Annotated in this window: 22 protein-coding genes and 1 riboswitch; of the genes, 7 read left to right on the forward strand and 15 right to left on the reverse strand. The window is 67.7% G+C overall.

All coding sequences use genetic code 11. The annotated features are described in order from the left end of the window. Positions 1-48 precede the first annotated feature (48 nt). Positions 49-1,275, forward strand: a complete 1,227-nt coding sequence (locus UB43_RS21510) for an alpha/beta fold hydrolase (protein ID WP_045215143.1) — start codon at positions 49-51, stop codon at positions 1,273-1,275. Positions 1,276-1,554: 279 nt separating this feature from the next. On the opposite strand, the gene UB43_RS21515 is transcribed toward UB43_RS21510, so the two are convergent. Further along, positions 1,555-2,409, reverse strand: a complete 855-nt coding sequence (locus tag UB43_RS21515; RefSeq protein WP_045215146.1) for a class I SAM-dependent methyltransferase — start codon at positions 2,407-2,409, stop codon at positions 1,555-1,557. Positions 2,410-2,472: 63 nt separating this feature from the next. On the opposite strand from UB43_RS21515, the gene UB43_RS21520 reads away from it, so the two are divergent. Further along, complete coding sequence (locus UB43_RS21520) at positions 2,473-3,192, forward strand: DNA-3-methyladenine glycosylase (RefSeq protein WP_045215148.1); 720 nt, start codon at positions 2,473-2,475, stop codon at positions 3,190-3,192. Next, positions 3,189-4,505, forward strand: a complete 1,317-nt coding sequence (locus UB43_RS21525; RefSeq protein ID WP_045215151.1) for a bifunctional DedA family/phosphatase PAP2 family protein — start codon at positions 3,189-3,191, stop codon at positions 4,503-4,505. Before UB43_RS21520 ends, UB43_RS21525 begins: the two co-directional genes overlap by 4 nt. Positions 4,506-4,512: 7 nt before the next feature. Here the strand turns inward: UB43_RS21525 and UB43_RS21530 are convergent, their stop codons facing one another. After that, positions 4,513-5,427 (reverse strand): LysR family transcriptional regulator, encoded by a 915-nt coding sequence (locus tag UB43_RS21530; RefSeq protein WP_045215153.1) that lies wholly within the window; start codon positions 5,425-5,427, stop codon positions 4,513-4,515. 103 nt (positions 5,428-5,530) lie between these two features. Here UB43_RS21530 and UB43_RS21535 point away from each other — a divergent pair, with 103 nt between their 5' ends. Together UB43_RS21535 and UB43_RS21540 are read left to right on the forward strand one after the other, a co-directional pair. Then, positions 5,531-5,818 carry a putative quinol monooxygenase gene (locus UB43_RS21535; protein WP_017521835.1) on the forward strand — a complete coding sequence of 96 codons (288 nt, stop codon included), beginning with the start codon at positions 5,531-5,533 and terminating at the stop codon, positions 5,816-5,818. A gap of 25 nt (positions 5,819-5,843) precedes the next feature. Then, positions 5,844-6,857, forward strand: a complete 1,014-nt coding sequence (locus tag UB43_RS21540; RefSeq protein WP_045215160.1) for a zinc-binding alcohol dehydrogenase family protein — start codon at positions 5,844-5,846, stop codon at positions 6,855-6,857. A gap of 189 nt (positions 6,858-7,046) precedes the next feature. Here the strand turns inward: UB43_RS21540 and UB43_RS21545 are convergent, their stop codons facing one another. From UB43_RS21545 to nrdR, 13 genes are all read right to left on the reverse strand, one after another. Continuing rightward, positions 7,047-7,853, reverse strand: a complete 807-nt coding sequence (locus UB43_RS21545) for a cobalamin-binding protein (RefSeq protein WP_045215163.1) — start codon at positions 7,851-7,853, stop codon at positions 7,047-7,049. Further along, the gene (locus UB43_RS21550; RefSeq protein ID WP_045215165.1) at positions 7,853-8,269 is read right to left on the reverse strand and encodes a hypothetical protein; all 417 of its coding nucleotides are present in this window, start codon (positions 8,267-8,269) and stop codon (positions 7,853-7,855) included. The genes UB43_RS21545 and UB43_RS21550 overlap by 1 nt, the downstream gene beginning before the upstream one ends. Next, positions 8,266-8,895 carry a GTP cyclohydrolase II gene (gene ribA / locus UB43_RS21555; RefSeq protein WP_045215168.1) on the reverse strand — a complete coding sequence of 210 codons (630 nt, stop codon included), beginning with the start codon at positions 8,893-8,895 and terminating at the stop codon, positions 8,266-8,268. The genes UB43_RS21550 and ribA overlap by 4 nt, the downstream gene beginning before the upstream one ends. A 133-nt stretch (positions 8,896-9,028) precedes the next feature. Continuing rightward, on the reverse strand, positions 9,029-9,673 hold the full coding sequence (locus UB43_RS21560) for a TIGR02281 family clan AA aspartic protease (protein WP_045215171.1): 645 nt from the start codon (positions 9,671-9,673) through the stop codon (positions 9,029-9,031). Positions 9,674-9,678: 5 nt separating this feature from the next. Further along, a complete protein-coding gene (locus UB43_RS21565) occupies positions 9,679-10,464 on the reverse strand; it encodes an ABC transporter substrate-binding protein (protein ID WP_045215174.1) in 786 nt (261 codons plus the stop codon). A 9-nt stretch (positions 10,465-10,473) separates the two neighbouring features. Beyond that, positions 10,474-10,989 (reverse strand): phosphatidylglycerophosphatase A, encoded by a 516-nt coding sequence (locus UB43_RS21570; RefSeq protein WP_045215177.1) that lies wholly within the window; start codon positions 10,987-10,989, stop codon positions 10,474-10,476. Positions 10,990-10,991: 2 nt separating this feature from the next. Further along, on the reverse strand, positions 10,992-11,951 hold the full coding sequence (gene thiL, locus UB43_RS21575; RefSeq protein WP_045215180.1) for a thiamine-phosphate kinase: 960 nt from the start codon (positions 11,949-11,951) through the stop codon (positions 10,992-10,994). A 3-nt stretch (positions 11,952-11,954) separates the two neighbouring features. Beyond that, entirely contained in the window at positions 11,955-12,434 is a 480-nt protein-coding gene (gene nusB / locus UB43_RS21580; RefSeq protein ID WP_045215183.1) for a transcription antitermination factor NusB, read from the reverse strand. Continuing rightward, a complete protein-coding gene (gene ribE, locus UB43_RS21585) occupies positions 12,431-12,907 on the reverse strand; it encodes a 6,7-dimethyl-8-ribityllumazine synthase (RefSeq protein ID WP_015475395.1) in 477 nt (158 codons plus the stop codon). Before ribE ends, nusB begins: the two co-directional genes overlap by 4 nt. A gap of 97 nt (positions 12,908-13,004) precedes the next feature. Next, positions 13,005-14,102 carry a bifunctional 3,4-dihydroxy-2-butanone-4-phosphate synthase/GTP cyclohydrolase II gene (ribBA, locus tag UB43_RS21590; RefSeq protein ID WP_045215185.1) on the reverse strand — a complete coding sequence of 366 codons (1,098 nt, stop codon included), beginning with the start codon at positions 14,100-14,102 and terminating at the stop codon, positions 13,005-13,007. A 16-nt stretch (positions 14,103-14,118) separates the two neighbouring features. Continuing rightward, positions 14,119-14,787: a riboflavin synthase gene (locus UB43_RS21595; RefSeq protein WP_045215187.1), complete on the reverse strand. Its 669-nt coding sequence runs from the start codon at positions 14,785-14,787 to the stop codon at positions 14,119-14,121. A gap of 154 nt (positions 14,788-14,941) precedes the next feature. Continuing rightward, positions 14,942-15,104, reverse strand: a riboswitch (FMN riboswitch). A gap of 122 nt (positions 15,105-15,226) precedes the next feature. Further along, entirely contained in the window at positions 15,227-16,327 is a 1,101-nt protein-coding gene (gene ribD / locus UB43_RS21600) for a bifunctional diaminohydroxyphosphoribosylaminopyrimidine deaminase/5-amino-6-(5-phosphoribosylamino)uracil reductase RibD (protein ID WP_045215190.1), read from the reverse strand. Next, complete coding sequence (gene nrdR, locus UB43_RS21605) at positions 16,324-16,788, reverse strand: transcriptional regulator NrdR (protein WP_045215192.1); 465 nt, start codon at positions 16,786-16,788, stop codon at positions 16,324-16,326. The genes ribD and nrdR overlap by 4 nt, the downstream gene beginning before the upstream one ends. 141 nt (positions 16,789-16,929) lie before the next feature. Between nrdR and UB43_RS21610 the strand changes: the two genes are divergently transcribed. Together UB43_RS21610 and UB43_RS21615 are read left to right on the forward strand one after the other, a co-directional pair. Beyond that, on the forward strand, positions 16,930-17,385 hold the full coding sequence (locus tag UB43_RS21610) for a YbaY family lipoprotein (RefSeq protein ID WP_371319008.1): 456 nt from the start codon (positions 16,930-16,932) through the stop codon (positions 17,383-17,385). Continuing rightward, the gene (locus tag UB43_RS21615) at positions 17,382-18,038 is read left to right on the forward strand and encodes a methyltransferase (protein WP_045215197.1); all 657 of its coding nucleotides are present in this window, start codon (positions 17,382-17,384) and stop codon (positions 18,036-18,038) included. Before UB43_RS21610 ends, UB43_RS21615 begins: the two co-directional genes overlap by 4 nt. Positions 18,039-18,194: the final 156 nt, after the last annotated feature.

Consider the following 18,194-nt stretch of genomic DNA (forward strand, 5'->3'; position numbering starts at 1 on the left):
CATGCCAGGGAAGAACAACAAGAGGCGGCCCACCGCCGGAGAACTGCCATGCGCTATCGCACTGATTACAGCGCCCAGGCCCTGACCGCCGCCCCGGCGGTGCTGGAACTGGACGGTTGGCAACTGCACTACCAGGCCTTCTCCTCCAGGGAAGATGACACCCGCCCGCCTGTCCTGCTGCTGGGCGGCGCGTTCCAGAGCTTCCGCTCCTTCGCCAGCGAGGTTTCCGAGCTGCTCGCCGGGCACCCGGTGATCCTGCTCGACCTGCCCAGCCAGGGCGGCAACCTGCAACTGGCGCCCGAGCTGAGCCTGGAAGACCTGGCCGACCTCATCGCCGCTTTCGCCGAAACCCTGCACTTGCCGCCGCTGATGCCCATCGGGCTGTCCTACGGCTCGGCGCTCGCCGCGCTGTTCGCCGCCCGCCACCCGGCGCGCTGCGGCCGCCTGCTGCTGGCCGGCATCACCGCCTTCGGCCGACCCGGCGCTCGCGCGCTGCTGGTGGAAGCCCTGGCGCGCCTGGAACTGGGCGAGCAGACGCCTTTCGCCCACGGCGTGCTGACCGGCCTGATAAACCCGCTGCGCCTGGCCGATACCGGCGTTTCCCCGGTATTCCGCAAGGCCTTGCTGCGCCAGTTGCAGCGCCTGACCCCGGCGGAAATCGAACGCTACCGGCAGAACAGCCAGCGCCTGCTGGCCTTCGGCGGCTTCGACCGTCACCCGCAATGCCCGACCCTGGTGCTGGCCGGCGAGTACGATCATTTCACCCAGCCGTGGGAACATGCCGAATTCGCCCATGCCTGCGCCGATGCAGAGTTTGCGCTGATCCACGACGCCGACCACCTGGCCCAGTTCGAACGCCGCGATGCCTGTGCGCGGCTTTACAACCCGTTCCTGCTCGGCGAGCCACTGCCACGCAGTGCCGCCGGTAGCACGCGTTTCCAGCGCCAGCAGCTGCTGCACCTGGAGCGCCGTTTCGAGGCGCGCCTGGCGCCGGCCGATCAGCGCGCCGTATTGCGCAACAGCGAGGGCGGCGAATGGCGCTGCGAGCTGGCGGAGCTGGGGTACTTCGGTGGCCTGATCCGCGTCGAGCTGCCGGCCGATCGCCCTGCGCGCGGCTGGAAGCTCGCCGCCGCCGGACTGCCGGAGCTGGACATCCTGCCGCTGCGCTACAGCGGCGACGGCCTGGCCTTCATCTTTGCCCACGGCGACCCGCAGGCCAGCGCGGCGCTGGCGGCAATGGTAGTGCCGATGCAGCAGGGGGCGTGTGCGGCCTGAGCAGAAACTCTCATGGTCCAGATTTCGGCTCCCGGCGCATCCCCTCACCCTAACCCTCTCCCAGAGGGAGAGGGGACTGTTCGGCATGAGGCAAAACCACAGCCGGCACCATCGGTCCCCCTCTCCCTCCGGGAGAGGGCTGGGATGAGGGGGATACCCCGGCACAGACCTCAGGCATTGGCACTGTTCGCGAGCAAGCTCGCTCCTACAAAAGAGCCTCGGCAGTGCATCGGGGCCGTTGTAGGAGCGAGCTTGCTCGCGAACCGCCCAGCCCCGAGCCTAAAGCCGCGCTTCGATCACCCGCACCAGACTCGGCATCCGCCCTTTCGGCAAGCCCAGCCCTGCGCCATCCACCTGCGGATCGAGCACGCCCACCCGGCCAAATCCGCAGCCGATGAACGCCTGCTCGATCTCCGCGGCGCTGCGGTAATGCAGCGGATAGCCGCCACGGGTCAGCCGTCCGATCAGCCCGACGCCCCAGCGGATCTGGCGGTAGCGCGGGTGTTCGCGCAGGTCGGGGTAGAGTTCGGTCAGGTAGGTCGCTTCCGGGAACACCCGCAGCGCGGCAGCCAGGCGGCGCCAGAAGCCCTCGATCACCGGGCGCTGGAAGTAGTTCACCAGCCCCTCGGTAATCACCGCCACCGGGCGGTCGGGGTCCAGCTCGCCGAACAGAGCGGCCAGGCTTTGCTCGCCTCGTTCGGCGAGGATATCCACAGCCCGCACGCGGTGCTTGCCGTCCAGCCAGCCCTGTTCCTGCAGCAGCGCGGACTTGCGCGCGGCCATCGGTGGCAGGTCGGCCTCAATATAAGTCAGCTGGGGATAGCGCTCGCGGAAGCGCCGGCCACGGGGCGAAAGCCCGCAGGCGATCTCCACCACCTGGGTGACACCGCGCGATTCGATGGCCTGGGTCAGCCGGGCATCGATCAGCAGATGACGTTGTAACAGGAAGTCTTCGATATTCAGCCCGAAGCCGATCCGCGCCCCCCAGTTGATCGGCGCCACGCAGCCATGCACCCAGCGGCCGAACGCCGTGGCAAAGGCCGGGTCCGCCAGTTGATGGCGATACCAGACGTAACCGGTGTAGTGCGCGCTGGGGGTGATGTGGGCGCTGTCGGCCCGGATCCGTTCAGCCATGCTTAAGAATCTTGTTGTTATGATTCCCCAGCCTAAGACCGGCCCGAGAACCGCGACAATCCGATGCCCGCCGAACCCAACCTAAGTTTGCCCTGGCCCGAGGCCAATCCCCTGCCGGACGCCTTCTTCAACCGCGATGCCCTCACCGTCGCCCGCGAACTGCTGGGCAAGGTGATCCGCCACCGGGTCGGCGAGCTGTGGCTGTCCGCGCGGATCATCGAGACCGAGGCCTATTACCTCGACGAGAAAGGCAGCCACGCCTCGCTGGGCTACACCGAGAAGCGCAAGGCGCTGTTCCTCGATGGCGGGCACATCTACATGTATTACGCGCGCGGCGGCGACTCGCTGAACTTCAGCGCCGGCGGCCCGGGCAATGCGGTGCTGATCAAGTCCGGCCACCCCTGGCTCGATCGCATTTCCGGTGACGACGCCCTGGCCTGCATGCGCCAGCTGAACCCCGCCGCCGACGGTAGCGAACGCGCGCTGGGCAAGCTGTGCAACGGCCAGACCCTGCTCTGCCGCTCCATGGGCCTGAAAGTGCCGGAGTGGGACGCCCAGCGCTTCGACCCGCAGCGCCTGTTCGTCGACGACATCGCCGAGCAGCCCGCGCTGATCATCCAGGCCGCGCGCCTGGGCATTCCCCACGGCCGCGACGAACACCTGCAGTACCGCTTCGTCGATGCCGCCTTCGCGCCCTTCTGCACACGCAACCCAATGCGTCGCGGCCAGGTCGAAGGCCATGACTACCACCTGCTCGGAACCCAGGACGCCACCTTCCGATGATCGATCTCGCCGCCTTCAACACCTGGATGGCCACCCATCCGCAATGGCTCGCCCTGGTCCTGTTCCTGGTCGCCTTCCTCGAGTGCGCTGCCGTCATCGGCATCATCCTGCCCGGCGTGGTGATGCTCTTCGCCATCGCCGTGCTGGCCGGCAGCGGCGCCCTGGGCCTGGGGGAAACCCTGGCGCTGGCATTCTTCGGCGGCTTGCTGGGCGATGTGTCGTCCTACTGGATCGGCCGCCACTTCCACCAGGACATCCGACGCCTGCCGGTGCTGCGCCACCACCCGGAATGGATGGCCGCCGCCGAAGGCTTCTTCCACCGCTACGGTGTCGCCAGCCTGCTGGTGGGCCGCTTCATCGGTGCGCTGCGGCCGTTCCTGCCGATGATCGCCGGCATGCTCGACATGCCCTTTGGGCGCTTCCTGGCAGTCTCCGTCGTGGCCGCCGCCGGGTGGTCGATCGCCTACCTGGTGCCCGGCTGGGCCACCGGCGCAGCCATGCGCCTGCCGCTACCCGAGGGGTTCTGGCCGGAAGCCGGGGTCGTCGCCGCCTGCGTCGCCGCGGTGCTGACGCTGATCATCCACGCCGAGCTGCGCCAGGAGCGCAAGGCTGCGCTGCTCGGCGCCGTCGGCTGCTTCGCGCTGCTGATCGCCATGTTGATCGGCTGGCCGCACCTCGACGCCCTGGACAAGGGGCTGATGACCCTGGTGCAGGAACACCGTCACGCCTGGCTGGACGATGTGATGGTGGCGGTCACCCGCGTCGGCGACTTCCGCACGCAGTTCATTGCCGGTGCGCTCCTGGCAGTGCTGCTGGCCGCGCTACGACTGTGGCGCCATGCGTTCTTCGCCGCCGGCACCATGGTCGGTACCGCGCTGCTCAATACCGTCCTCAAGCACCTGTTCAGCCGCGCGCGTCCGGAAGTGATCGCCGATCCGCTGTCCGCCTTCAGCATGCCTAGCGGCCACAGCTCGGCGTCCTTCGCCTTCTTCCTGGTGCTTGGGGTACTGGCCAGCCGGGAGAAATCCCCGCGCGTACGCCTGACCTGGATGCTGCTGGCGGTGATCCCCGCCGCCAGCATCGCGCTGTCGCGCGTGTACCTGGGGGCCCACTGGCCCAGCGACATCATCGCCGGCGCCCTGCTCGGCGCCTCGGTGTGCGCCGCCAGCCTGTGGATAAGCCAGCGCCGCAGCGAGCTGCCGGCCCTGGCGCCGCGCATCTGGTGGAGCCTGTTGCCGACCGCCATGGTGCTGCTGGCGGTGGCCAGCGCCTGGGGCCTGTCAGCGGCGATTCACCGCTACACGCCGCTCTGACCCGGTATCAGGCCCAGGGGCGCTCGCGCATCAGCTCGGCGCAGCGCAACTGGACGAACTCGCGCAGCTGGGTCACCGCCCGGCTGAGCTGGGCGCGGTGAGTGCAGAACAGGTTCATCGGCGTGGCTTCGCCCAGGTAATCCGCCAGCGCCACCTCCAGCCGGCCCGCGCGGACGTCGGCCGCCACGTCCAGCCAGGACTTGTACACCAACCCCTGCCCCGCCACTGCCCAGCGCCGGACCACGTCGGCGTCATCGCAGAGGCGATCGCCGCGCACGGTCACTTCGTGCTGCTTGCGGCTGTCGCTGAAGCGCCAGCGCTCGTGGGCACGCCCGCCTAGCATGTACAGCAGGCAGTTGTGCTTCTGTAGCTCGTCCGGGTGCGCCGGCTTGCCATGGCGGGCGAAATAGTCGGGCGCGGCGCAGAGCACCCGGCGGTTATCCGGGGCCAGCGGCAGCGCCACCAGGTTCGAATCCCCCGGCAGGCCCAGGCGGAAAGCCACGTCCACCGGCTGGCGGTAGAGATCGGCCTGGCGGTCGCTGATCAGCAGGCGCAGGTTCATCCGCGGGTGCAACGCCTGGAATTCGTCGAGCCAGGGCAGCAACACGTTGCGCCCGAAATCCGAGGGCGCCGAGACCTGAAAGTTGCCGGCAATCTCGCTCTTGCCGCCGGCCAGCAGTTGGCGCCCATCATCCAGGCTTTGCAGCGCGGCACGGGCGTGGGCCAGGTACAGCTCACCTTCGGCGGTCAGGCGCAGGCTGCGGGTGGAGCGGGCGAACAGGCGCACGTCCAGCTCGCTTTCCAGGCGCTTGAGCGCGGCGCTGGCCACCGCCGGCGACAGTTCCAGCTCGCGGGCGGCGGCGGAAAGGCTGCCACGCTCGGCGGTGCGAACGAATATCTGCAGGTCGTCGAAGCGCAGCATTTTCAAAAATCCTTTGAAAGAGACTCTCTACTTACGCGGTTTTTCTTCCCGGCGAAAGAGAGCAGCATGCCCTCACCTACCCCGCCCCACTGGAGATACCCGGATGAGCCTGACCCTGATCGCCATCATTCGCGCCAAGCCCGGCCGCGCCGACAGCCTGCAGGAGCGCCTGCACGGCATGCTCGCGCCGTCCCGCGCCGAGGCCGGCTGCCTGCAGTACGACCTGCACCGCGATATCAAGGACGCCGAGCTGATCTACATGATCGAGCAGTGGCGCGACGAGGAAGCCCTGGCCGAGCACGAGGCCAGCCCGCACTTCCAGGCCTTCGTGAAGGCCGCAGAACCTGACCTGGCGGAACTCGATATCCGCCTGATGAACCGCATCGACTGATCGTTCAAAGCGAATAGGAATCCCCATGAAAGCCATCGGCTACACCCAGAGCCTGCCCAGCAGCGACGCCAACTCCCTGCTCGACATCCAGCTGCCCGAGCCCACACCCGGCCCGCGCGACCTGCTGGTGGAAGTGCGCGCCATCTCCGTCAACCCGGTGGACACCAAGGTGCGCCAGCGCGCCCAGCCCGCCGACGGCCAGTACAAGGTGCTCGGCTGGGACGCCGCCGGCGTGGTCCGCGCCGTGGGCAGCGAGGTCAGCCTGTTCAAGCCGGGCGACAAGGTCTGGTACGCCGGCGACCTGACCCGCCCCGGCAGCTACGCTGAGCTGCAGCTGGTGGACGAGCGCATCGTCGGCGCCATGCCCAAGAGCCTGGACTTCGCCCACGCCGCCGCCCTGCCGCTGACCACCATCACCGCCTGGGAACTGCTGTTCGACCGCCTGCAGGTGGCCGAAGGCAAGGCCAGCGCCGGGCAGAGCCTGCTGATCGTTGGCGCAGCCGGCGGTGTCGGCTCGATCCTCACCCAGCTGGCGCGCCAGCTCACCGGCATGACCGTGATCGGTACCGCTTCGCGTCCGGAAACCCAGGAATGGGTGCGCAACCTCGGCGCGCACCATGTGATCGATCACCGCAAGCCGCTGAGCGAAGAGCTCAAGCGCATCGGCGTCGGCGAAGTCACCCACGTGGCCAGCCTCAACCAGACCGAGGAGCACCTCGCCGAAATCGTCGCCAGCCTGCGCCCCCAGGGCCGCCTGGCGCTGATCGACGACCCGCTGAACCTCGACGTGCGCCTGCTCAAGCAGAAGAGCCTGTCGCTGCACTGGGAGTTCATGTACACCCGCTCGATGTTCCAGACCGACGACATGATCGAGCAGCACAAGCTGCTGCAGCGCGTGGCCGGGCTGATCGACAGCGGCGTACTGAAGACCACCCTGGGCGAGCACTTCGGCAAGATCGACGCCGCCAACCTGCGCCGCGCCCACGCGCTGCTGGAGAGCAATACGGCCAAGGGCAAGATCGTGCTGGAAGGGTTCTGATCTCAGGCACCGATGGGCGTGGCCGTAGGACGAATAACGCCCAAGGGGTTATCCGCCCTACGGTCTGCTCCTTGTCGCTGGTGACAGAGGTTCGCGAGCAAGAACTAGGCGTCCCCCTCGGTCCTACAAAGAGCGCACCGGTGCTTCCGGCTACCTGTAGGAGCGAGCTTGCTCGCGAACCCGGCCGACTCAGTCGTCCGCCTTGGCACCCGCGAGCAGCCGGCAAAGCTGCTCGGTGGCATCGAGCATCGCGAAGCTGGGTTTCTCCAGGTTGCGATCCGGCACTACCCAGAGCTGCTTGAGCCGCGTGGCACTGAGTTGCCGCATGCCATTCCAGCTGCGCAACTGGTCCTCGCTGGCCGCCAGGATCACCTGAGGATCGCGCGCCAGCACCGCCTCCTGGCCCACCTGCGGCGCCGGCAGAGCTAGATCCGCGAACAGGTTGCGACCACCACAGACTTCCAGCGCCTCGCTGATGATCTGCCGACCGCCCACGGTGTAAAGCGGGCGGTCCCACACCTGGTAGAACACCCTGAGCGGCGGCTCGCGGCGGTACTGTGCCCGCAACTGTGCCATGCGCGCATCGAACGCTTGCGCCAACTCATGCCCCTTCTCCGCCCGCCCCAGGCGCTCGCCCAGTTCGCGGAATTGCCGGGAGATATCCTCCAGGCGGTGCGGATCGGCCACATAGACGGGAATGCCCACGGCCTTCAGGCGCTGCAGTTGCGCTTCAGGCACGGCGCCAGGCCAGACCAGCAGCAGGTCGGGCTGCAGAGCCAGGATCTGTTCGAGGTTGACCTGGCCGTAGCGACCGACGGACGGCAGGCCTTTCAGGGATTGCGGGCGCGGCCCGCCATCGAGCAGGCCGGCCAGCCGGTCGGCGGCGCCCAGTTCGAGGACCATGTCGGTGAGCGAGGGCGCCAGGCTGACCACCCGCTCCGCCGCCACCACGGGCAGACCGGCAAGCAGCAGGAGCAGGCAGAGGAAGCGGCGCATCAGGCCAGTTGGCGCGGCAGGCGGTACAGCCAGAGGATGACCAGGCTGGCGAAGCCCAGCAGCAGGACGGGAACGCCATGCAGGTCGACCAGCACCGCCAGGGCGCCGATCCACGCCGGCAGGCTGCCGACCAGTGCACCACGGCGCTGCGCGGCGCCCAGCGCCTGCCAGGCAGCGGGCTCATCCGAGCCGTCGCGGGCCTTGCCGGCGGCAATCAGCGCATGCTTGTAGCGACGGAACAGCGGCAGGGTGAGGAACATCGACAGCAGGCCGACGACGAACACCGGCGTGGCCAGCGTATCGCCGAAGGGCGCCTCGCCCACCAGCGCCAGCATCAGGTGCTGCGGCGCCAGCGCGAGCGCCAGCAGCAACCACCAGAGCAGATTCAACCGGCGCCGGGCAGCGGCGCGATTCACGAAGCGGACGCCTCGGCCTCGGCTTCGCCCTGATGCATGTTGCCCAGCATGTGGCCCAGCTTGCCTGCCTTGGTCTGCAGGTAGCGCTTGTTGTGCGGGTTCAGGCCCTTCTGCAGCGGCACGCGCTCGGCAACGGTCAGGCCGTAGCCTTCCAGCGCCTTCACCTTGCGCGGGTTGTTGGTCATCAGCCGCAGCGAGCAGACGCCCAGGTGCTTGAGCATCGGCAGGCACATGGCGTAGTCACGCTGGTCGGCACCAAAGCCCAGGGCCAGGTTGGCTTCCACGGTATCGGCGCCTTCGTCCTGCAGGGCGTAGGCGCGGATCTTGTTGAGCAGGCCGATGCCACGGCCTTCCTGACGCAGGTACAGCAGGACGCCGCGGCCTTCCTTGGCGATGGCCGAGAGTGCGCCCTCGAGCTGGAAACCGCAGTCGCAACGCAGGCTGAACAGCGCGTCGCCGGTGAGGCATTCGGAATGCAGACGCCCCAGCACCGGCTGGCCGTCGTCGAGCTTGCCCATGGTCAGGGCGACGTGTTCCTTGCCGGTTTCCTCGTCGAGGAAGCCATGCATGGTGAATTCGCCGAAGGGGGTGGGCAGCTTGGAGGCGGCGACGAAAACGACAGACACCGGAAACTCCTGAAAGATTTATCTAAGGAAAGAGGACCGGGATTGTAACAGCTGCGCCGGCCGCACCGTCATTGCGAATTCTGCAAGATAAGCATCGATGCTTTTGATAGAAGCGCCGATGCTACAGGCTCGATCAGTGCTTGGCCTGGATGTACATCATGCCCTGGTCTTCCCGCCAGCCAACGCGGTTGAGGTAGCTCATGCCCAGCAGGATGTCGGTGGGGAAATCGCCTTCGAGCACCACCGCCTCGACCCCCAGCACCTCGACGCCGCCGAGCTTCACGCTGTTGAGGGTCACCCGCCAGCCCTTGGCCGTGCCGCTGGCGGTGGAGGCCATCATCGGCGTGCCGCCGGCGCGGTAGTCGAGGCCCAGGCGCCGGGCCTGGCCTTCGTTCATGGCGATCGAGGTCGCACCGGTGTCCACCAGGAACTGCGCATTCTGGTTGTTGATCGTGCCGGCCACCCAGTAATGGCCGCCGGTACCGCGGGCGATGCTCGTCTCGGTATGCGCGGCCGGCGTGGCATAGCCGGCACTGTTGTACTCGCGGCTCAATTCATAGGTCTGCTCGACCCCGCCCACGCGGAGCACCGCCTTGTGGCTGTCGGCGCTGACGACCTGGACGCCTTCCGGACCGGTCTGGCCGACCTTCACCAGCTTGCGCTGGCCGTCGATATTGAGCACTGCGGCGCCGGGGAACAGACCCACCACCTGCACCTGGGGTGCCGCCACGGCAGCGAGGGAGCAGAGGGACAGGCAGATCAGGGCGGACAGGCGCATGGCAATCACTCCTTGGGCGGCAGCAGCGGTATCAGCGGGGCGTAGGGCCAGTGCCAGCGGGCGAAGATGCGTTCCAGCTCGCCGCTGCGGTAAAGCACCTGCATGCGTGAATCATAGAGTTTCGCCAATGCCCGCCCACGGTCATTGCTGGCGAAGCCAAGATACAGAGGAATCGAGCCGACATCGGTGATGTGGTAGACGCTGGCATCAACGCCCTTGGCCTCGATCATCTCTTCCAGCTCGGGCCGCGCGTCGATGAAATAGTCGATGCGGTGGCCGTCGAGCATCGGCAGGGCAGAGCTGCGCCGTTGCAGCTCGTTGCGCTGCTTGAGGTGGTCCAGGTAGCGGTCGAACGCATAGCCGCGCATCCACGCCAGTCGGTAGCGGTCGAGCGTGGCCAGGGTCGGCCGGGGAGAAGTCTTCAGGCCCAGCGCGCCGATGGGATCGACGTCATAGGGCCAGTGCGGATAGATGATGTGGTCGATTTCGTTGCGGTAGGAGCCTACCCAGGCGTCCGCCTCGCCGCGCTGCACCAGCCCGACCGAGCGCACGTAGGGCTCGCTGCGCAGGCTCAGGCGCACGCCTTCGGGCTCGTAGATGGCCCGCAGCAGGTCCCAGGCCAGGCCACGGCCGTCGGCCTGGCTGTAGTTGACCCAGACCTCGCTGACCACCCGGACTTCCGCGGGCAGCCCGGCAGGCGTTTCGGCGGCCTTGTCAGCGGCCCGGGCCGACGTCAGGGAAATCGCCGGCAGCCAGCACAGGCAGAGGAGCAGGCACAGCAGTCGGCGCATCGATCTTCCTCAGATCAGCCAGTGGGCCCAACCCCATGTCAGGCCTTGCATCACCAGCCAGGCGAAAACGCCGGCCAGCACATCGTCCAGCATGATGCCGACGCCGCCATGGACGTTGCGGTCGATCCAGCTGATCGGCCAGGGCTTGGAAATGTCGACGATGCGGAACACCACGAAACCGACCAGCAGCCACCACCAGCCTTCCGGCACCAGCCAGAGGGTGATCCACATGCCGACCATCTCGTCCCAGACGATGCCCTCGTGGTCATGCACGCGCAGGTCGTCGGCGACCTTGCCGCACAGCCAGAAGCCGAACAGCATGGTGACGCCCAGCATCAGCCAGTAACCCCAGTCCGGCAGCATCTGCCAGAGTGGTATGAAGGGTAGCGCAACCAGCGAACCCCAGGTGCCCGGCGCCTTGGGCAGGGTACCCGAGCCGAAGCCGAAGGCCAGGAAATGCCAGGGATTGCGCCACACCGAGTGGGGCACGGGTTGGGCCGGGGCCTGGTTGGGGTGTTCTGTCACGGTCACTCCATGAAATGCAGGTAGCCGCCCTGACGCGGCGTGATATCGACACCGTTGCCGTCGAGCACGCGCACGCCCGAGCCGGCCTCCACCCTACCGACCACGCACAGGGCCGGCCAGTTCGCCGCCAGTGCCGGCAGGTGCTCAGGCGGCAGCGTGAAGGCCAGGACGTAGTCGTCGCCGGCGCCCAGCTTGAGCTGCAGTGCGCGCTCGGCGCCCAGCAAGGCTTCCAGCGCAGGACTTGCAGGCAGCTTGTCGGCCTCGACAACCAGCGCCACAGCCGAGGCGCGAGCGATATGCCCGCAGTCGGCCAGCAGCCCGTCGGAAATATCCAGCGCCGCCGACGCTTTGCCGCGCAATGCCTGGCCAAAGTCCAGCTGTGGTTGCGGCGACCAGTAGCGCGCCAGCAGCGGCTCGGCGACGGACGGCTCGGCGGTCATCTCGCCCAGCACCAGCGGCAAGGCCCCGCCCGCCTCGCCCAGCGGGCCGCCGACACACAGCAGGTCGCCGGGACGCGCGCCGGAGCGGGTCAGCGCCTGTCCGGCGGGCACGCCACCGAACACGGTGACGGTCATCGCCAGCGGGCCACGGGTGGTATCGCCGCCGATCAGCGCCAGCGCACATTCCTGCGCTTTCTGGTTCAAACCACGGGCGAAACCCTCCAGCCAGGCCGGGTCGGCCTCGGGCAGGGTCAGGGCAAGGGTGAAACCGATGGGCGATGCGCCCATGGCCGCCAGGTCGCTGGCGGACACCGCCAGGGCGCGCTGGCCGAGCAGGAAGGGATCGCAGACGGCGGGAAAGTGCACGCCGACGACCAGGGTATCGGTGGAGATTGCCAGCTGTTCGCCGGCGCGGGGTGCGAGGAGCGCGCAGTCATCGCCGATCCCCAGGGCCACTGCCTCGCCGCCGGCCGCACAGGCGGCCGAGGCGAAGTAGCGACGGATCAGCTCGAACTCACCCATGCCTCAGCGCTTGGCGCCACGCAGTTCGGCGGCGCGCAGGCGCGGAGCGAGCTTGTCCAGCACGCCGTTGACGAACTTGTGTCCGTCGGTGGCGCCGAAGGTCTTGGCCAGCTCGATGCCTTCGTTGATGACGACCTTGTAGGGTACGTCCAGGCGGTTGCGCAGCTCGTAGGTGGCCAGGCGCAGGATCGCCAGTTCCACCGGGTCGACCTCTTCCAGGGCGCGGTCCAGGCAGGGAGTGAACTCCTCGTCCAGATCGGTCTTCAGGCGCGGCACGCCGTGCAGGATCTCGTGGAAGTACGCGCCGTCGACATCGCTGAAATCGTTCTCGGTGCGGAAGGACGCCTCGATCTCGTTGAGCGGCTGGCCAGCCATCTGCCAGGAGTACAGGGCCTGCACCGCGAGGCTGCGGGCCTTGCGACGCATGGCGATCTTGTTCGGCTTGGCGGGCTTGGCCGGAGTGTTGCCGTCCTGGGTGCTCACTTGGCCTCCAGCTGCGACAGCAGGCTCACCATTTCCAGGGCGGACAGGGCAGCCTCGGCGCCTTTGTTGCCGGCCTTGGTGCCGGAGCGCTCGATGGCTTGTTCGATGGAGTCGACAGTCAGTACGCCGAAGGCGACCGGCACGCCGAACTGCAGGGAAACCTGCGCCAGACCCTTGGTGCACTCACCGGCAACGTATTCGAAGTGCGGGGTGCCGCCACGGATTACCGCGCCGAGGGCGATGATGGCGTCGAACTCGCCGCGCTGGGCGACTTTCTGCGCTACCAGCGGGATTTCGAAGGCGCCCGGAGCACGGATCACGGTGATGTCGCTCTGGGCGACGCCGTGGCGCACCAGCGCGTCGATGGCGCCTTCCACCAGGCTTTCCACCACGAAGCTGTTGAAGCGGCCAACCACCAGGGCGAAGCGGCCTTTGGGGGCGATGAAGGTACCTTCGATGGTCTTCAGGGTCATGGGCAAGTCTCACTGTTAAAGAGCCGGAGCGTCACAGTGGCGCTCCGCAAATAGGGTAGAAGAACGGCACCGCCGTGCCAGGGCACGGCGGCGAGGTTCATTCAGCGGGCAGGTATTCTACAACTTCCAGGTCGAAACCGGATATCGCGTTGAAGCGCATCGGTGCCGACATCAGGCGCATCTTGCGCACGCCCAGGTCGCGCAGGATCTGCGAACCGGCACCCACGGTGCTGTAGGTGGTGGTCGGCTTCTGTGCCGGCGCCGGGGTATTGGTGATCTCGCGGACATGCGCCAGCAGATCGTCGCCGCCGACCTGGTGGCCCAGCAGCAGGACCACGCCGGTGCCGGCCTCGGCCACCTTGGCCATGGCCGCGCGCAGGCTCCAGCGGCCCGCCTGGTTGACCATCAGCAGGTCGCGCAGCGGGTCGGGGTTGTGCACACGCACCAGGGTCGGCTCTTCCGGGCAGACGTTGCCCAGGGTCAGCGCCAGGTGCACGTCGCCTTCCACGGAGTCGCGGTAGGTGATCAGCTTGAACTGGCCCAGTTCGGTATCCAGCGGCTGTTCGGCGAGGCGCTCGACGGTGCGCTCGTGGATCAGGCGGTAGTGGATCAGGTCGGCGATGGTGCCGATCTTGATGCCGTGCTGCTGGGCGAACTCTTCCAGTTCCGGGCGACGAGCCATGGTGCCGTCGTCGTTCATGATCTCGCAGATCACCCCGGACGGCTCGAAGCCGGCCATGCGCGCCAGGTCGCAGGCGGCTTCGGTGTGGCCGGCGCGAGCCAGCACACCACCGGGCTGGGACATCAGCGGGAAGATGTGGCCGGGGCTGACGATATCGGCGGCGACGGCGTTCTTCGCGGCGGCGGCCTGCACGGTGCGGGCGCGGTCAGCGGCGGAGATGCCGGTGGTGACGCCTTCGGCGGCCTCGATGGAGACGGTGAACTTGGTGCCGAAGCCGGAGCCGTTGCGCTGCACCATCAGCGGGATGCCCAGGCGCTCGCAGCGCTCGCGGGTCATCGGCATGCAGATCAGGCCACGGGCAAAGCGGGCCATGAAGTTGATGTCTTCGGTGCGGACACACTCGGAGGCGATGATCAGGTCGCCTTCGTTCTCGCGGTCCTCGTCATCCATGAGGATGACCATCTTGCCCTGACGCATGTCGTCGAGCAGTTCTTCAATGCTGTTGAGTGCCATACGGGGAAGAGCCTTATCAGTGTTTCATGAAGCCGTTTTCGGCCAGGAATGCTTCGCTGATGCCGCCAGCGCCGGCTGCGGGGTCCGCCGCCTTGTCGCCGAGCAGCAGACGCTCGAGGTAGCGTGCCAGCAGGTCCACTTCGAGGTTGACCAGGCGACCACCGCGGTAGTCGGCCATGATCGTCTCCTGCACGGTGTGCGGGACGATGGTCAGCTCGAACTCGGCGCCGTTGACCGCGTTCACCGTCAGGCTGGTGCCGTCCACGGTGATCGAGCCCTTGAGCGCGATGTACTTGGCCAGCTCACGCGGTGCGCGCACGGTGAACTGGATGGCGCGGGCGTTTTCCTCGCGCTTGACGATCTCGCCGACGCCGTCGACGTGGCCGCTGACCAGGTGGCCGCCCAGGCGGGTGGTCGGGGTCAGGGCCTTTTCCAGGTTGACCCGGCTGCCGATCTTGAGCTGCGCGAAGGCGGTGCGCGCCAGGGTCTCGCGGCTGACGTCGGCCCAGAAGCCATCGCCGGGCAGCTCCACCGCCGTCAGGCAGATGCCGTTGACCGCGATGCTGTCGCCGAGCTTGACGTCGGCGAGGTCGAGCTTGCCGGTCTTCACGTACAGGCGCACGTCACCGCCTTTCGGGGTGATGGATGCGATGGTGCCGATGGATTCGATTATGCCGGTGAACATGAGGCCTCCCGCACGGCGAAGGCCGCTGGCCGGCAAGGCCGCGTAGCCAACTGGGAAAGATGATGCATGTGGCGAACTCCTGTTTTGATTAAAAAACAGGGCGTATCGATCGAAGGGATTTCACGGGCGCGCGCAGGCACGCCCCGATGGCTCATCCCGTTCTCTCTTCATCCGGACTATGACCGTCGGCCCCGGAATCACACCGGGTCTGCTGACCCTGGCCATCCGGCGAACCGGTCTGGACAGGCGCTCGCGGGCTAGACGCATTGCGCGTCATTACCGCCGGTGGGGACTTGCACCCCGCCCTGAGAACGTCAATCGCGGTCGTTACAGCGTCGACCGCGTGTGGCGTTTTACCACAGGCCGGCGCAAGTCGGAAGCTTCCTATTGATCGCTCCGCGCCCGGCGGCAAGCCGAAGCCGGTGGCGCCAGCGCGCCATCACAGCGGTCTGGCCGTGACCAGCCAGTCGTCTCCCACGGCACGGATGTCGACGATCTTCAGCTCGCGGGATTCGCTCATGCGCTCCAGCGGCAGTTCCAGCAACGGCCGGGCGGAGGAGCCGAGCAGCTTGGGCGCCATGAAGATGCTGTACTCGTCCACCAGCCCGAGGCGGGCAAAAGCGCCGGCCAGGCGCGGGCCGGCTTCCACCAGCACCTCGTTGACGCCACGGCGGCCCAGTTCGGTGAGCAACGCCAGCAGGTCGACCTGGCCATCGAGACCGGCCAGGTTCAGCAGTTCATGGCCGACCACCGCGTAGTTCGGGTCGTCCTGGGTGCTCACCACCAAGGCGGGGCCGGCCTGGAAGAAGGTGGCGGTCAGCGGCACCCGCAGGCGGCCATCGATCAGTACGCGCAGCGGCTGGCGCTGGGAGGCCAGTTCGGTCTGTTCGGCATCCAGGCCCAATTCGTCCGGGCGCACGGTCAGACGGGCGTCGTCGGTCAGCACGGTATCGGCGCCGGAGAGCACCACGCTGGCCTGCGCGCGCAGGCGCTGCACGGCGCGACGCGCGGCCGGGCCGGTGATCCACTGGCTCTCGCCACTGGCCATGGCGGTGCGACCGTCCAGGCTCATCGCCAGCTTCACGCGGACGAAGGGCAGGCCGGTCTCCATGCGTTTGAGGAAGCCCTGGTTCAGCGCGCGGGCTTCGTTTTCCAGTACGCCGGAGCGCACTTCGATGCCGGCTTCGGCGATGCGCCGCATGCCGCTGCCGGCGACCTGCGGGTTCGGGTCCTGCATGGCCGCGACGACGCGGGCGAGGCCAGCGCCGATCAGCGCATCGGCGCACGGCGGCGTGCGGCCGAAGTGGCTGCAGGGTTCCAGGGTGACGTAGGCGGTGGCGCCACGGGCCTTGTCGCCGGCCTGGCGCAAGGCGTGAACTTCCGCATGGGGCTCGCCGGCGCGAACGTGCCAGCCTTCGCCGACCACCTCGCCATCGCGGACGATGACGCAGCCGACGCGCGGGTTGGGATGGGTCGTGTACCAGCCCTTGCGGGCCAGCTCGATGGCGCGGGCCATCCAGAGCTCATCCATGCCACTCATTCCTTCGACGGCTCGCGAGCCAGGCGCTCGATTTCCTCGCGGAATTCGTTGAGGTCCTGGAAGCGGCGATAAACCGAGGCGAAGCGGATATAGGCAACCTCATCGAGTTTCTGCAGCTCGGCCATCACCAGTTCGCCCAGCACCCGCGACTTGATCTCGCGCTCGCCGGTGGCGCGCAGCTTGTGCTTGATGTGCGCCATCGCCTCCTCGAGCCGCTCGATGCTCACCGGGCGTTTCTCCAGCGCACGCTGCATCCCGGCGCGCAGCTTGTCCTCGTCGAAGGGCTGGCGGCTGCCGTCCTGCTTGATCAGGCGAGGCATGACCAGTTCGGCAGTCTCGAAAGTGGTGAAACGCTCGCCGCAGTTCAGGCACTCACGGCGCCGGCGGACCTGGTCGCCCTCGGCGACCAGGCGCGAATCGATGACTTTGGTGTCGTGGGCGCCGCAGAAAGGACAGTGCATGGCGAGTCTTGGGCAGTCCGAGAAGGTAAGAGGCTCATGGTAGCGCATCGTCTGGCCGAATAAACCCCGCTCCCACGAGACAGGCCGCAGGCATTAGGCTATACAGGCGCCCGCCTGGAATCTGTTGCGATGGAGCCCGCCATGTTCGCCCGCCTGCTCTGCCTGTCCCTTACCGTCCTGCTGGCCGCCTGCGCCAGCGAAAAACCCGTGCCCGCCGCTGCGCCGGCGCCCGCACCGAAAAACTCGGCGCCTGCCGCACTGGAACCGGTGCCGGCGCACATGCGCGCCCTCTCCGGCCAGCTCAGCAGCTCCCAGGGCTACCTGCCGGCGGGCAGCGAAGTGGAAGTGGCGCTGCTGGTGATCGACGAGCGCGACCGTCCGCAACAACTGCTTTCCAGCGAGAAGCTGATCGCCAACGGCCAGGCGCTGCCCTTCCGGCTGATCTTCAACCCGCAGTCCTTCCCGGCCAATGCCCGCGTGGAACTGCATGGCCGCGTCTCGCAGTCCGGCCAACTGGCCTGGCGCCTGCCGCCGGTACGCATCACCCAGCCGGAAACCCGCACCCTCGGCGAGCTGCGCCTGGAGCGCGCGCCGTGACGCCACCGTTTTCCCTGCAGACAGCCCTCGGTGAACTGCTCGGCGACGCGCGCCTGTCCGCCGAAACACTGCCCGGCACCGACATCCGCCTCTGGCTGATCGACGCGCAGAACATGGACCGCGAGTTCAGCCCCGACGAAACCCGGCGCATCCTCGAAGAACCGCCCTACTGGTGTTTCTGCTGGGCCAGCGGCCTGGTGCTCGCGCACTGGCTGGCCGAGAAACCCGAATGGGTGCGCGGCAAGCGCGTGCTGGATTTCGGCGCGGGCTCGGGCATCGCCGCCATCGCCGCCGCCAAGGCCGGTGCCGCCGAGGTGGTGGCCTGCGACCTCGACCCGCTGGCGCTGGACGCCTGCCGTGCCAACGCCGAGCTGAACGGCGTGGAGCTGAGCTACTCGGCGGACTTCTTCCAGGAAGAGGACCGCTTTGATCTGATCATCGTCGCCGACGTGCTCTACGACCGCGCCAACCTGCCGCTGCTGGACGAGTTCCTCAGCCGCGGCCGCGAAGCCCTGGTGGCCGACTCGCGGGTCCGCGACTTCAGCCATCCGCTGTACCAGCGCCTGGGGATTCTCGATGGCTGCACCTGGCCAGACCTGGCCGAGCCGGCCGAATTCCGCCATGTGAGCCTGTATCACGCGCGTCGCGGGTGACATCGGCGCGTTGGGTGGGACGATCGCGGACGAAGTCCGCTCCTACCTAACCGGTAGGCACGGCGCAAGCGCGAGCGTAGGAGCGGACTTCGTCCGCGATCGCTCCCCGGCCGCATCATCGGCCCATATTGCTCCTGAAGGGAATTACGCTGCCCG

The organism is Pseudomonas sp. 21 (assembly GCF_000955805.1).
In the GTDB taxonomy this organism is placed as follows: domain Bacteria; phylum Pseudomonadota; class Gammaproteobacteria; order Pseudomonadales; family Pseudomonadaceae; genus Pseudomonas.

What these genes read in the sequence shown, in the direction of transcription:
- ribE (WP_015475395.1), bottom strand. Translation starts at nt 12,907, where the DNA reads ATGACCCTGAAGACCATCGAAGGTACCTTCATCGCCCCCAAAGGCCGC.
- ribBA (WP_045215185.1), bottom strand. Translation starts at nt 14,102, where the DNA reads ATGGCACTCAACAGCATTGAAGAACTGCTCGACGACATGCGTCAGGGC.
- UB43_RS21595 (WP_045215187.1), bottom strand. Translation starts at nt 14,787, where the DNA reads ATGTTCACCGGCATAATCGAATCCATCGGCACCATCGCATCCATCACC.
- UB43_RS21540 (WP_045215160.1), top strand. Translation starts at nt 5,844, where the DNA reads ATGAAAGCCATCGGCTACACCCAGAGCCTGCCCAGCAGCGACGCCAAC.
- UB43_RS21520 (WP_045215148.1), top strand. Translation starts at nt 2,473, where the DNA reads ATGCCCGCCGAACCCAACCTAAGTTTGCCCTGGCCCGAGGCCAATCCC.
- UB43_RS21545 (WP_045215163.1), bottom strand. Translation starts at nt 7,853, where the DNA reads ATGCGCCGCTTCCTCTGCCTGCTCCTGCTGCTTGCCGGTCTGCCCGTG.
- UB43_RS21515 (WP_045215146.1), bottom strand. Translation starts at nt 2,409, where the DNA reads ATGGCTGAACGGATCCGGGCCGACAGCGCCCACATCACCCCCAGCGCG.
- UB43_RS21565 (WP_045215174.1), bottom strand. Translation starts at nt 10,464, where the DNA reads ATGCGCCGACTGCTGTGCCTGCTCCTCTGCCTGTGCTGGCTGCCGGCG.
- UB43_RS21530 (WP_045215153.1), bottom strand. Translation starts at nt 5,427, where the DNA reads ATGCTGCGCTTCGACGACCTGCAGATATTCGTTCGCACCGCCGAGCGT.
- ribD (WP_045215190.1), bottom strand. Translation starts at nt 16,327, where the DNA reads ATGAGTGGCATGGATGAGCTCTGGATGGCCCGCGCCATCGAGCTGGCC.
- UB43_RS21535 (WP_017521835.1), top strand. Translation starts at nt 5,531, where the DNA reads ATGAGCCTGACCCTGATCGCCATCATTCGCGCCAAGCCCGGCCGCGCC.
- nrdR (WP_045215192.1), bottom strand. Translation starts at nt 16,788, where the DNA reads ATGCACTGTCCTTTCTGCGGCGCCCACGACACCAAAGTCATCGATTCG.
- UB43_RS21510 (WP_045215143.1), top strand. Translation starts at nt 49, where the DNA reads ATGCGCTATCGCACTGATTACAGCGCCCAGGCCCTGACCGCCGCCCCG.
- UB43_RS21560 (WP_045215171.1), bottom strand. Translation starts at nt 9,673, where the DNA reads ATGCGCCTGTCCGCCCTGATCTGCCTGTCCCTCTGCTCCCTCGCTGCC.
- thiL (WP_045215180.1), bottom strand. Translation starts at nt 11,951, where the DNA reads ATGGGTGAGTTCGAGCTGATCCGTCGCTACTTCGCCTCGGCCGCCTGT.
- UB43_RS21610 (WP_371319008.1), top strand. Translation starts at nt 16,930, where the DNA reads ATGTTCGCCCGCCTGCTCTGCCTGTCCCTTACCGTCCTGCTGGCCGCC.
- UB43_RS21525 (WP_045215151.1), top strand. Translation starts at nt 3,189, where the DNA reads ATGATCGATCTCGCCGCCTTCAACACCTGGATGGCCACCCATCCGCAA.